Here is a 12504-nt window from a genome sequence, read left to right as displayed (position 1 = left end):
CCGACACCTACGCTGTTACGACGCGTCCCCGTTGGAGAGCGAGCCTCCCTTGGCATGTGACCTGTGGCTGGTCCCCCTCGTCGATGTGCTCTGTCACAGCCCCGACAACCCCTTCGCCGAAGAGCTCGCCTCGTACGACAAGGCGCTGACGGCGGCGGGCCTGCCGACGGTGCCCGTGTTCGCGTACATGCCCGGGCTCTCCGGGGACGTGGCCCCGGTCGCCGGGTTCGACTACGACGCCCTGCACTTCCTGCGCCGGGCGTACCTGCTCCAGCTCTGCGGCCTCGCGGTCACGCCCGTCGACGAACTCGGCGGCGACTACGAGCAGTTGCTGGAGATGTTCGAGCCCACCGCGCAACAGTCCCACCTGGTGTGGCACTACGACCACGCCGGCGCGTACGTCCCCGTCGACTTCGCCGCGCCCCTGTCGAACGACGAACTCCTGGCCGGCGGCGGCCCGTTGGGCTCCACGCAGGGGCTGCTGCGCGAGCTGGAGTACGTCGCCCCCTCGATCGGCATCGACCCCGCGAACCCGCCCCCGGCCCCCCGCCCCCCGGAGCGCGGCACGGCCCTGGAGGAGCCCGCGGCGCCCGTCCCGTACGACGAGAGCCCCTTCGCCCGCGAACGCCACGTCTGGCTCGGCCTCCACGCCGCGGCCACCCGCAGCCTGGGCCAGGGTTCCATGATCCTCTTCAGCTGAGTCGGCGAGTCGGCGAGTCGGCTGAGTCGGCTGAGTGAGCTGAGGCCCTTCGCCCAGGCCCCAGACCCCCCAGAGTGGGCTGGGCTACGGGCGCTCCGGCGGGCGTTGGCGGGGCATGTTCGGGCGGCCCGGAGGGAGGGGCGAGCGGGGCGGACCCGCCGCCCCGGGCTCCCCCGCGCGCCCCACACCGTTCAGCGGCGGCAACGCCGTCGACTGGAGCACCAACGCGTCCAACCCCCCGTGGAACGACCGCATCCAGTCCGCCGTCTCCGCCCGCACCAACTCCTGCACGTCCTCGGAGAACTTCCGCAGCACCCCCAGGCACCGCTCCGCCGCCTCGCTCGCCGTGCCCTCCGCCGGGCCCAGCACCTCACGCACGCTCTCCGACGCCCAGTCGAACTGGAGCGTCTGCAAACGCCGTTGCACCGCCTGCGCCGTCGCCATGTTCCGCATCCACCCGGCCGTCACGCCGAAGTACCGGTCGCACGCCAGACACGCCGCGCCCAGCAGCAGGGACACGTACCCCCACCCCGCGGCGCCGTCCACCAGGCCCGTGACGTCCAGCAGCGGGAGCACCGCACCGGCGATGGTGCCGGCGGCCGTACCGATGCGCAGCACGCGGCCGGTGCGCCGCTTCCAGACGCGGTCCGCGAGGTACCAGTCCACGGTGCGCAGCGCCGCCGTCTCGACCCAGCGGAACAGTTCGTCGAGCCGGTCCGCCGGCTCGCCCCAGTCGCCCAGCGGGAAGGGCCGGCCGGTCAGATCGCCGCGCGGCACCTCGCCCCGCTCCTCCCGGGCCGGGCCCCCGGGCTGCATCTCCGGCTGGCTCACCGGGGCACTCCTCTACGCGTCCGTATCCGTTGCACGTTGCTGCACTGCACTGTCCGCAACCACTTCAACCACTTCTTACCGTCGAATGATGGGCCGTGTGGTGGAAATCCCGGTATTTCCGTCCACGGGACGGCCTTGATCAGGTAGAGGCCCCGCAGCCTAGTCCCTCGAACGGGTCCCCGCCGCCCGACCCGGCGCTCCGGTGCCCGACCACGTAGGCTCGCTCATGGAGCGGTGCCCCGGCGGCGCCGCCCGCGGAAGTACGCGCAAGTGTCGTCGACGTGCCAGGAGTGACCGTGTTCCCCGGTGGTGGCCAGCCCAACATGCAGCAGCTCCTCCAGCAGGCCCAGAAGATGCAGCAGGACCTCGCGCAGGCGCAGGAGGAGCTGGCCCGTACCGAAGTCGAGGGCCAGTCCGGCGGCGGTCTCGTGAAGGCCACGGTGACCGGCTCCGGCGAGCTGCGCGCCCTGGTGATCGACCCCAAGGCGGTGGACCCCGAGGACACCGAGACCCTCGCCGACCTCGTCGTCGCCGCCGTCCAGGCCGCGAACGAGAACGCCCAGCAGCTCGCGCAGCAGAAGCTCGGCCCGCTCGCCCAGGGCCTCGGCGGCATGCCGGGCCTGCCCTTCTGAGCGCGTCGGGCTCGTCGAGGGCCGCTGCGCCCCGCTGGGCCTTGCTGAACCCCGCTGAACCCTGCTGGACCCTTCTGAACTGGCCGGTTCAGCCACTACCGTACGAGTCGTAGGGGTCGTACGACCCGAGCCTGAGGAGAGGCAGTCCGTTGTACGAAGGCGTGGTCCAGGACCTCATCGACGAGTTGGGCAGGCTGCCCGGCGTCGGTCCCAAGAGCGCGCAGCGGATCGCCTTCCACATCCTCCAGGCCGAGCCGACCGACGTCCGCCGCCTCGCCCAGGCGCTGCTGGAAGTGAAGGACAAGGTGCGCTTCTGCGCGGTGTGCGGGAACGTCGCCCAGCAGGAGCACTGCAACATCTGCCGCGACCCGCGCCGCGACACCGCGGTGATCTGCGTCGTGGAGGAGTCGAAGGACGTCGTCGCGATCGAGCGGACCCGGGAGTTCCGGGGCCGCTACCACGTGCTCGGCGGGGCGATCAGCCCCATCGAGGGCGTCGGCCCCGACGACCTGCGGATCCGGGAGCTGCTGGCCCGCCTCGCGGACGGCGCCGTCACCGAGCTGATCCTCGCCACGGACCCCAATCTGGAGGGCGAGGCCACCGCCACATACCTGGCACGCATGATCAAGCCGATGGGGCTGAAGGTCACCCGGCTGGCCAGCGGTCTGCCCGTGGGGGGAGACTTGGAATACGCCGACGAGGTCACGCTGGGGCGTGCCTTCGAGGGGAGACGACTTCTCGATGTCTGACGCCATGCTGCACGCCGTGAACCAGGACCCGGCCGACTTCGCGGTCCAGATCGCGGACTCGATCGAGTCCTTCATCGTCGCCGTGACCGAGGTCGCGAAGGGCGACGAACCGGACAGCGCCGTACCGTTCCTGCTGCTGGAGATCTCCCAGCTGCTGCTCACCGGCGGCCGGCTGGGCGCGCACGAGGACATCGTCCCGGACGAGCGCTACGAGCCCGACACGGGCCCGGAGCCGGACGTGGACGACCTGCGGGAGCGCTTCGCCCGGCTGCTGGACCCGGTGGACGTGTTCTCCGAGGTCTTCGACCCGTACGAGCCGCGCAAGGCGCCGGTGGCGTTCCGCATCTCGGACAACCTCGCGGACATCGTCACGGACCTGCGGCACGGCCTCGCGCACTACCGCTCCGGGCGGACCACGGAAGCGCTGTGGTGGTGGCAGTTCTCGTACTTCTCCAACTGGGGGCCGACCGCGTCCGCCACCCTGCGCGCCCTCCAGTCCCTGGTCTCCCACGTCCGGCTGGACCAGCCGCTCCAGGAGCTGGACGGCCTGGACACGGACGAGGACCTGACCGAGGAGGCGCTGGCGGAGGAGGCCGGCAGGGTGATGGCGGCCGAGATCGCCGCACCGCTCGGCCTGCGCGCGCCCTGACGCCGCCCCCGACGTCGCGGTGACGTCGTCCGGCTACGCACCGCTGCTGTGACGCCGCACACATGTCGCGTACGCCGCCGTCCCGCGGGCAGGTAGTGAGCCGAGCGGGGCTGATCACCAGGTGAGCGGCGCATCTCAGCATGTGATGTGCCGGAGGCCGGCGCGGTACCGCTCGTTAAACTGAGCCGACCGCAGCACTCATGGACTGCGGTGGAGAACCGAGCGAGGAGCGCACGTGGGCCTTGTCGTGCAGAAGTACGGCGGCTCCTCCGTCGCCGATGCCGAGGGCATCAAGCGTGTCGCCAAGCGGATCGTGGACGCCAAGAAGAACGGCCACCAGGTGGTCGTCGTGGTTTCCGCGATGGGCGACACGACGGACGAGTTGATCGATCTCGCCGAGCAGGTATCCCCGATCCCTGCCGGGCGCGAATTCGACATGCTGCTGACCGCCGGAGAGCGCATCTCCATGGCCCTGCTGGCCATGGCGATCAAAAACCTGGGCCACGAGGCCCAGTCGTTCACCGGTAGCCAAGCGGGCGTCATCACCGACTCGGTCCACAACAAAGCGCGCATCATCGATGTGACGCCGGGCCGGATCCGTACCGCGCTGGACGAGGGCAACATCGCCATCGTCGCCGGCTTCCAGGGCGTGTCCCAGGACAAGAAGGACATCACCACCCTGGGTCGCGGCGGCTCCGACACCACCGCCGTCGCCCTCGCCGCGGCGCTGGACGCCGAGGTCTGCGAGATCTACACCGACGTCGACGGCGTCTTCACCGCCGACCCCCGGGTGGTCGCCAAGGCCCGGAAGATCGACTGGATCTCCTTCGAGGACATGCTGGAGCTGGCGTCCTCCGGCTCCAAGGTGCTGCTCCACCGCTGTGTGGAGTACGCCCGCCGATACAACATCCCGATCCACGTGCGCTCGTCCTTCTCGGGGCTGCGCGGCACCTGGGTCAGCAACGAACCGCAGGGAGACCAGACGATGGAGCACGCGATCATCTCCGGAGTCGCCCACGACGTCTCCGAGGCCAAGATCACGGTGGTCGGAGTGCCCGACAAGCCGGGCGAGGCGGCGGCCATCTTCCGCGCGATCGCGGACGCCGACATCAACCTCGACATGATCGTCCAGAACGTGTCGGCAGCCGCCACCGCGCTCACGGACATCTCCTTCACGCTGCCCAAGACGGACGGCGCGCGGGCGATCGAGAAGCTGGAGAAGGCGAAGGACCGCATCGGCTTCGAGTCGCTGCGCTACGACGACCAGATCGGGAAGATCTCGCTCGTCGGCGCCGGCATGAAGACCAACCCGGGCGTCACGGCCTCCTTCTTCGAGGCGCTCACGGACGCGGGGGTGAACATCGAGCTCATCTCGACCTCCGAGATCCGCATCTCGGTCGTGACCCGCGCCGACGACGTCAACGAGGCGGTGCGCGCCGTGCACACCCGGTTCGGCCTCGACAGCGAGTCCGACGAGGCCGTGGTCTACGGGGGCACCGGCCGATGACCCGCAAGCCGGCGCTCGCGGTCGTCGGTGCGACCGGGGCCGTCGGCACCGTACTGCTCCAGATCCTGTCCCAGCACGCGGACGTCTGGGGCGAGATACGACTCGTCGCCTCCCCGCGCTCGGCCGGCCGCAAGCTGGCCGTGCGCGGGGAGGAGTGCGAGGTGGTCCCGCTGGCCGAGGAGGCGCTGGCGGGCGTCGACGTGGCGCTGTTCCTGGTGCCCGCTGAGGTCTCCGCCCAGTGGGCGCCGATCGCCGCCGCCAAGGGCGCGGTGGTCGTGGACGCCTCCGCCGCCTTCCGATCGGACGCGGACGTTCCGCTGGTCGTGCCGGAGGTCAATCCGCACGCCGCCCGGGTGCGTCCGCGCGGCATCGTCGCCGGGCCGCACGACACCACGCTCGCCATGGCGCCCGCGGTGGGCGCCCTGCACGCCGAGTTCGGGCTGCGGGAGCTGGTGATCTCCTCGTACCAGGCCGTCAGCGGCGTCGGCCGCGACGCGGTCACCGCGCTGCGCGAGCAGCTTTCCCTGGTCGCCGGTACGGAGTTGGGCTCCACCACCGGCGACGTGCGGCGGGCCGTCGGCGACTCCTTCGGCAACGGCTTCGGCCCCTTCCCCGCGCCCGTCGCCCTCAACGTGGTGCCCTGGGCCGGCGAACTGGCCGAGGACGGCTGGTCGTCCGAGGAGTTGGGGCTGCGCGCCGAACTCCGCAAGGTCCTCGACCTGCCCGCGCTGCCGGTGGCCGCGACCTGCGTACGGGTCCCGGTGCTGACCGCGCACTCGCTCTCGGTGCACGCCCGCTTCGAGGCCGAGGTGACGGTCGCGCGGGCGCACGAGATCCTGGCGACCTCACCCGGGGTGGTGCTCTTCGACGACCCGGCGGCGGGGGAGTTCCCGACGCCGGCGGACGTGGTGGGCACCGATCCGACGTGGGTGGGGCGGGTGCGCCGGGCGCCGGACGACCCCTGCGCGCTGGAGCTGTTCGTGTGCGGGGACAACCTCCGCAAGGGCGCGGCGCTGAACACCGTGCAGATCGCGGAGGCGATCGCCGCGGAGCTGCACGGCTGAGCCCGTCGCCCCCGCCGCCCCGTCGCCTCTTCGTCCTGTGCTGCTTGCTCCCGTTCCCACGCTCCCGTTCCAAGATCGGAAATCTTCCCCGATTTGCGGTTGAGCCCTGTCTAAGTGGCCCGCGAACTTTGTAGGATTCGTGAACGCCCCGTGAGAACGTCGCAGGTCCGTACCGTTTCGGCCCGGGGGCGGGACGATGATCGACAGTTCCTTATCCCCGGCCTGCAACCGCCAGTCGGGCCGGGAACGTCTTTGCGAGCACCGCCACCGATCGGTGCCGCAGACTTGGGGCAGGCAAGTACGCATGGCTGGAATCCATCCACAGTCAAAACCGCTGGCGCGCGCGTACAACCCCGACAGGGGGGAGCGTGTCCAACAGGCGTGGCAGAAGTACTCGACTTCACGAGGGCGACGGCGCCCGGCGTTCCGGTGCGTCCCCTCCGCAGGCCCCGTCCCCGCGGGGGCATGCCGGTGATCGCGCCCGTGCCGTCGACGCCTTCCGGCCCCTCGGCTTCCCCGCCGTCCGCGTCGTCTGCTGCGTCTGCTGCGTCCTCTTTGCGGCCGGCTCCGACCGCCAGCGCCATCCCCACCCAGCGCGGCGGCGTCGACGATACGACGGCCGCGGGCACCACCGTCGACCACCTCACCGAGACCTACCGCGCGCACTACCGCTCGCTGCTGGGCCTCGCGGCGCTGCTCCTCGACGACACCGCCTCCTGCGAGGACGTCGTCCAGGAGGCGTTCATCCGGGTCCACTCGGCGCGCAAGCGCGTGCGCGACCCGGAGAAGACCCTCGCCTACCTGCGGCAGACGGTGGTCAACCTCTCCCGGTCCGCGCTGCGCCGCCGCATCCTCGGTCTGAAGCTGCTCTCCAAGCCGATGCCGGACATGGCGAGCGCGGAGGAGGGGGCGTACGACCAACTGGAGCGGGACGCGCTGATCAAGGCGATGCGCGGACTCCAGCGCCGCCAGCGCGAGGTGCTGGTCCTGCGGTACTTCGCGGACATGACGGAAGCCCAGGTGGCCCAGGCCCTGGGCATATCGCTGGGTTCGGTGAAGGCGTACGGTTCCCGGGGCATCGCGGCGCTGCGCGTCGCGATGGAGGCCACGTCATGAGCGGGCACGACACGACGCCCGAGCGACCGCGGTCGGACGGGCCGTTTGACGACCTGACTGGAAACGGAACTGTGAACAACGCGCCGGAACACCGACACGGCGACGAGGCGCCGCCCCACGACCCCGACTCGGGCTCCGGTCCTGGCTCAGGCTCCGGCTCCGGCTCGGGTTCGGGTTCGGAGGAGCAGGATCTGCGGCGGCTCCTCCAGGGCGCGGTGGGCGACCTCCAGCCCTCGACCGGAGCGCTGGACCGCCTGCGCGTCGCGGTGCCCGCGCGCCGGGCCCGCAAGCGCCAACTGCTGATCGGCGCGGTCGCCACGGCCGTCCTGACCGGGACCGCCGTCCCCGCCTTCGTCACCGTGGCGAACTCCGGCGGCGGCAGCAGCACCAACACCGTCAACACCGGCCACGGAGAGGTCTCCGACGGCGGTCGCGGCGAGGGCCCCGGCGCCACCGGCGGGGACCACGACACGGGCGGGCCCGTCGACGGCGACCGCCCCGGCCGCGACACCGACCCCAGCCGCTCGCCCGCCGACCCCTCCGACGCCAGCAGCAGCGACAGCGCCACGGGCGACTCCGCGTCCCCCTCGAACGAGCCCGCCGCCCAGGCCCGGGCCTGCGCCGCCGCCCAACTCGACGTCACCACGGCACGGGCGGACAAGCCCGACTCCGACGGCCGGGTCTACGGAACCTTCCGCGTCGCCAACGTCTCCGCCACGGACTGCGAGGTCAGCGGGCGCGGCACGGTCGACTTCCAGGCGATCGGCGCGGCCGACAAGGACAAGATCAAGATCGTCGACCACACGGCGGGCGACCAGGCACCCGGCCTGCCCGACCCCTCGAAGGAGAAGCCCGCACTGCTGCTGAAGCCGGCCTCCGCGTACGAGGTGCGGTTCGCCTGGGTGCCGAACGAGACGTGCTCCCCCGGCGGCGCGTCCCCGACCCCGACCGCATCCGACGGCGGCGCTTCGGGCGGCGACAACGGCGGCGGCGCCGGCACGCCCCCCGACGGTGAGCCCCCGGCCAGCGCGATGGAGAGCAGCACCGGGAGCGACGGCAGCGTGGCCGTCACCCACACCGCGCAGCCGGGCGCCCCGACGGCCGAGGCGACCATCCCGAACGCCTGCGCCGGCACGATCTACCGCACCGGCGTCCTGGAGGACTGACCGCGGTGCGCACCCTGCGCGACTACCTCACCGAGCGCGCGTCCCGGTCCGACAAGGTCAGCTTCACGCTCCGGGACGGCCGGGAGTTCCTGGGCTGGTTGGTGGAGGTGTCCGCCGACCACGCCCTGCTGAGCTGGGCGCCGAGCCCGCTCTACGCGCAGGCGACGGACGGTGCGGAGTGGGAGCCGGAGGACGAGTGGCTCCCCTTGACGGCGATCGTCCCCGCCACCCCCGCGCACTACTCCCGCGCCGCGGGAAGCTGGATCCCCTTCGCCGGGGACCCTGACTAGGGCCTGATCCAAAAGACAGGCCCTAACCCACCCGCGCCGGCTACTGGTGGGCGGGCTCCCGCTCCTGCGCTGGGTCGGAGGAGGGCTCGGGCGCCTGCTGGGGGGCCAAGCCCAGCGCCTGGTCCTTCATCAGCTCCACGTCGCGACGGAAGAAGCGGAACCACATGAAGAGGATGAAGGCCACCCCGGCGAACCACTCCCCGGAGTAGCCCAGGTTCTGGAACGCCTTCAGGTCCAGCCCGCTGCCCTCCGGGAGCGTCGCCGGTACCGCTCGGAGCCCCGCGTCCCCGGTCGTGAGGGTGATCCACGCGTCGTGCACGTCGTCGGGGACGAGGTTCACCAACGACGCCGCGCTGATCATCGCCAGCTGCCCCGGCGGCAATCCGCCCGCCGAGTGGACCCCGTCCTTACCGACGGTCTCGGACGCCTGGAGGGCGCCCTCCACGGCGACCGTACCCGTCGGCGCGGCGGGCGCCGCCGCGCCCTCGGGGAGCCAGCCGCGGACCACCGGCAGGGTCTTCCCGCTCCCGTCGTCCGTCTTCAGCAGGGTCAGCACGTACGAACCGCGCTCGCCCTCCAGCTCCCGCCCCGGCACGAGGAACTGCTCGCCGTACCGGCCCGTCGCCGTCGCCGTCCGGCCGGACGTCTCCTTGTCGACCGGCAGCAGCTCACCCAGCGGCGTCGGCTTCAGCTCGGCCGCCGTGGGGGCCCGCTCCGCCTCCTTCTGCGTGGCGGCGCGGTCCTCGAACCTGCCGAGCTGCCAGGTCCCCATGAAGATGCAGAACGGGATCGCCAGCACGACGAAGACATTGATCCCCCACCAGCGGGGCGTCAGCAGGAACCGATACACCCCTCCACGGTACGGAACGCCCCCGGGCTACTCCTGCGCGCCCCCCTCTCCGGACCGGTCCTCTCCGGCTCCGTCCGGGCCCGGCAGGTGCTTCGCCGCGAAGGCGATCTCCTGCGCGACCTGCTTGATCCGCTCCTCGACCACCAGCGAGCCGTGCCCCGCGTCGAAGCGGTACACCTCGTGGACGGCGCCGCGGGCGGCGAGGCGGTCCACGTAGTTGTCCACCTGGCGGATGGGGCAGCGCGGGTCGTTGACCCCGGCGGAGACGTACACGGGGGCGCGGACCGCGTCCACGTACGTCAGCGGCGACGACGCGGTGAAGCGCTCCGGCACCTCCTCGGGCGTGCCGCCGAACAGGGTGCGGTCCAGCGCCTTCAGCGCCTCGATCTCGTCGTGGTACGCCGTGACGTAGTCCGCGACGGGGACCGCGGCCAGGCCCAGTGCCCACGCGTCGGGCTGGGTGCCGAGGCCGAGGAGGGTGAGGTACCCGCCCCAGGAGCCGCCGGACAGGACGAGGCGCTGCGGATCGGCGAGACCGGACTCCACCGCCCACGCGCGGACCGCGGCGACGTCCTCCAGCTCGATCAGGCCCACCCGGTGCTTGAGCGCGTCCGTCCAAGCGCGGCCGTACCCCGTCGAGCCGCGGTAGTTGACCCGGACGACGGCATAGCCGTGGTCGACCCAGGCGGCGGGGCCGGCCGCGAAGGCGTCGCTGTCGTGCCACGTCGGGCCGCCGTGGATCTCGAAGACCGTCGGCAGCGGGCCGCTCGCCCCCGCCGGCCGCTGCACCAGCGCATGGATCAGACCTCCCGGCCCCTCCACCCAGGCGTCCTCCACGGCCACGGACTCCGGCGCCTTCGCACCCGGCGGGTCCAGCACGACCCCGCCCGCGGTCGACCGCACCTGTGGGGGCAGTGCGGCGGACGACCACATGTACTCCACCGAGCCGTCGGGGCGGGCCGTCGCGCCGGAGACCGAGCCCGTCGGCGTCTCGATCCGCGCCAGCTCGCCCGCCGCGAGGTCGTAGCGCCACAGCTCGCCGCGGGCCTTGAAGCTGTGCGCGATCAGCAGCGCCGAGCCGTCCGGGAACCACTCGGCGCTGACGTCGCCCGGCAGGTCGATCGCGAGGGCGGTCTCCTCGCCGGACGCCACGTCCCACACCATGGGCTCCCAACGGCCCCGCCGCTGGTGCCCCACGAGCAGCCGGGTGTCCCCCTCGACCGGGGCGAACCCGAGGGCCTCAAGACCCAGCTCCTCCGTGCCGCCGGCGGTGTCGTCCAACTCCGCGACCGGGGAGCCGTCGAGGCGGACGACGCGCAGCGCCGAGTGCATCGCGTCGCCGTGCTCGGTGTGCTCGACGGCGATCAGGGTCCCGTCGTGCGACAGGGCACCCACGCCGGCCGACTCGCGGTGCCGATAGATCTCCACAGGGCCGTTGGAGCCGTCGGAGCCCTCGGATCCGTCGGAGCTGTCCGAGCCGGTGGGAGCGCCTTCGCGCACCACGTGGATCGTCGTGCCGTGTTCGTCCGTGGAGCGACCGACGACCGCGACGCCGTGCCGCCCGATGGCAAGTCCGGCGGGGTAGGAGGGGTCGAGCCCGGGGGCGGCGGGCTCGTCGGGCCCGCCGCCGAAGGGCTGCCGCAGCCATATCCCGAACTCGTCCCCGTCCGTGTCCGAGAACCACCAGATCGAGGCGCCGTCGGGGGACAGGACGCCGTCCGTCGTGCCGTTCGGCCGGTCCGTGACCTGGCGCTGCTCGCCCGTCGCGCGGTCCCAGGCGTACAGCTCGAAGGTGCCGGTGGCGTTCGACACGAAGAGCGAGCGGTCCGGGGCGTCCTCGGCCCAGTCGGGGAGTGAGACGCGCGGGGCGCGGAAGCGCCGCTCCCAGACGGGACCGGTGGTCGGCGCGGCCGGCTCGGTCCCGGCGTCCGTCTCCGTCTCCGGCACGGTCACCGTATCCGTCACGGTCGCGGCGTCCTTCGCGGAAGGGGCGTGCGTCGCCTGCGCGGCGGGCGTGGTCTCAGTCATGACCCCATTCTGCGCCGAGGGCCCGACAAACCGTTCGCTTCGCCCTCAGCCTGTGGATAACTTCGGAATCATGTATGCATCCACCCACCCCGACGACTGGCGCGAGCTCAATCGGGCCAACTGGGACGAGCGCGTCCCCATCCACGTCGCCAGCGACTACTACGACCTCGACTCCTTCCGCGCGGGCAAGGACCCGCTGCGCGACTTCGAAATCGCGGAGGTCGGTGACGTCAGCGGCCGTAGCCTGCTGCACCTCCAGTGCCACATCGGCCTCGACACGCTGAGTTGGGCCAGGCGCGGCGCCCGTGTCGTGGGGCTGGACTTCTCCGAGCCGGCCGTGGTGGCGGCGGGCGGGATCGCCGGCGAGATCGGCCTCGGGCCCGAGCGTGCGACGTTCGTGACCTCAGACGTGTACGACGCGGTCGCCGCCGTGCCCGACGACGCGTACGACATCGTCTACACCGGCGTCGGCGCCCTCGGCTGGCTCCCGGACGTCGCACGCTGGGCCGAGGTCGCCGCCTCGCTCGTGGCGCCCGGCGGCTTCCTCTACCTGGCCGAGTTCCACCCGCTGACCGACATCCTCGACGACGACACCGGATCCCGGATCGTGCACGACTACTTCTCCCGCGACGCGTGGGTGGAGGACGCCGACGGCACGTACACCGACGTGGACGCCCAGCTCGCCAGCAAACGCACGGTCGAGTGGCAGCACCCGATCGGCGAGGTGGTCTCCGCGCTCTGTGCGAACGGGCTGCGGTTGGAGTTCCTGCACGAGCACGACGTGTCGCTCTTCCAGCGGTTCGGCGCGCTGGAGAGCCAGGACGGCTACTACCGCTTCCCGGCCGACCGCCCGCGCATCCCCCTGATGTACTCGCTCAAGGCGTCCAAGATCTGACGCTCGATCCAGCCTGATCCACAAGAC

Annotated in this window: 13 protein-coding genes; 10 read left to right on the top strand and 3 right to left on the bottom strand. The window is 72.1% G+C overall.

What is annotated here, in order from left to right; genetic code table 11:
- Positions 1 to 49: 49 nt before the first annotated feature.
- Positions 50 to 700, top strand: coding sequence for a hypothetical protein (locus ABZ842_RS28760; RefSeq protein WP_361542865.1), 651 nt, complete (start codon positions 50 to 52; stop codon positions 698 to 700).
- Between the two features lie 84 nt (positions 701 to 784).
- On the opposite strand, the gene ABZ842_RS28755 is transcribed toward ABZ842_RS28760, so the two are convergent.
- Positions 785 to 1531 (bottom strand): SLATT domain-containing protein, encoded by a 747-nt coding sequence (locus ABZ842_RS28755; protein ID WP_361542862.1) that lies wholly within the window; start codon positions 1529 to 1531, stop codon positions 785 to 787.
- A gap of 296 nt (positions 1532 to 1827) precedes the next feature.
- Between ABZ842_RS28755 and ABZ842_RS28750 the strand changes: the two genes are divergently transcribed.
- The 8 genes from ABZ842_RS28750 to ABZ842_RS28715 all read left to right on the top strand — a co-directional run bounded on the left by ABZ842_RS28750 (position 1828) and on the right by ABZ842_RS28715 (position 8704).
- On the top strand, positions 1828 to 2163 hold the full coding sequence (locus tag ABZ842_RS28750; RefSeq protein WP_361542918.1) for a YbaB/EbfC family nucleoid-associated protein: 336 nt from the start codon (positions 1828 to 1830) through the stop codon (positions 2161 to 2163).
- Positions 2164 to 2312: 149 nt separating this feature from the next.
- Positions 2313 to 2912 carry a recombination mediator RecR gene (recR, locus tag ABZ842_RS28745; protein WP_361542859.1) on the top strand — a complete coding sequence of 200 codons (600 nt, stop codon included), beginning with the start codon at positions 2313 to 2315 and terminating at the stop codon, positions 2910 to 2912.
- On the top strand, positions 2905 to 3561 hold the full coding sequence (locus ABZ842_RS28740) for a DUF5063 domain-containing protein (RefSeq protein ID WP_361542856.1): 657 nt from the start codon (positions 2905 to 2907) through the stop codon (positions 3559 to 3561). Before recR ends, ABZ842_RS28740 begins: the two co-directional genes overlap by 8 nt.
- Positions 3562 to 3796: 235 nt before the next feature.
- A complete protein-coding gene (locus ABZ842_RS28735) occupies positions 3797 to 5068 on the top strand; it encodes an aspartate kinase (protein WP_361542853.1) in 1272 nt (423 codons plus the stop codon).
- A complete protein-coding gene (locus tag ABZ842_RS28730) occupies positions 5065 to 6132 on the top strand; it encodes an aspartate-semialdehyde dehydrogenase (protein ID WP_361542850.1) in 1068 nt (355 codons plus the stop codon). The genes ABZ842_RS28735 and ABZ842_RS28730 overlap by 4 nt, the downstream gene beginning before the upstream one ends.
- 381 nt (positions 6133 to 6513) lie before the next feature.
- Positions 6514 to 7248: a SigE family RNA polymerase sigma factor gene (locus ABZ842_RS28725; RefSeq protein WP_361542847.1), complete on the top strand. Its 735-nt coding sequence runs from the start codon at positions 6514 to 6516 to the stop codon at positions 7246 to 7248.
- On the top strand, positions 7245 to 8414 hold the full coding sequence (locus ABZ842_RS28720) for a hypothetical protein (protein WP_361542845.1): 1170 nt from the start codon (positions 7245 to 7247) through the stop codon (positions 8412 to 8414). The genes ABZ842_RS28725 and ABZ842_RS28720 overlap by 4 nt, the downstream gene beginning before the upstream one ends.
- 5 nt (positions 8415 to 8419) lie before the next feature.
- Entirely contained in the window at positions 8420 to 8704 is a 285-nt protein-coding gene (locus ABZ842_RS28715; protein ID WP_361542843.1) for a hypothetical protein, read from the top strand.
- A gap of 40 nt (positions 8705 to 8744) precedes the next feature.
- On the opposite strand, the gene ABZ842_RS28710 is transcribed toward ABZ842_RS28715, so the two are convergent.
- Both ABZ842_RS28710 and ABZ842_RS28705 read right to left on the bottom strand, forming a co-directional pair.
- On the bottom strand, positions 8745 to 9554 hold the full coding sequence (locus ABZ842_RS28710) for an SURF1 family protein (RefSeq protein WP_361542841.1): 810 nt from the start codon (positions 9552 to 9554) through the stop codon (positions 8745 to 8747).
- A gap of 27 nt (positions 9555 to 9581) precedes the next feature.
- On the bottom strand, positions 9582 to 11582 hold the full coding sequence (locus tag ABZ842_RS28705; protein WP_361542838.1) for a prolyl oligopeptidase family serine peptidase: 2001 nt from the start codon (positions 11580 to 11582) through the stop codon (positions 9582 to 9584).
- A gap of 70 nt (positions 11583 to 11652) precedes the next feature.
- Here ABZ842_RS28705 and ABZ842_RS28700 point away from each other — a divergent pair, with 70 nt between their 5' ends.
- Entirely contained in the window at positions 11653 to 12477 is an 825-nt protein-coding gene (locus ABZ842_RS28700) for a class I SAM-dependent methyltransferase (protein WP_361542835.1), read from the top strand.
- The last annotated feature ends 27 nt before the right edge of the window (positions 12478 to 12504 follow it).

The organism is Streptomyces sp. NPDC047315 (genome assembly GCF_040643215.1).
Lineage (GTDB): Bacteria > Actinomycetota > Actinomycetes > Streptomycetales > Streptomycetaceae > Streptomyces.
The sequence above is the reverse complement of the archived record's forward strand: the minus strand, read 5'-3'. Positions and strand labels throughout refer to the sequence as shown.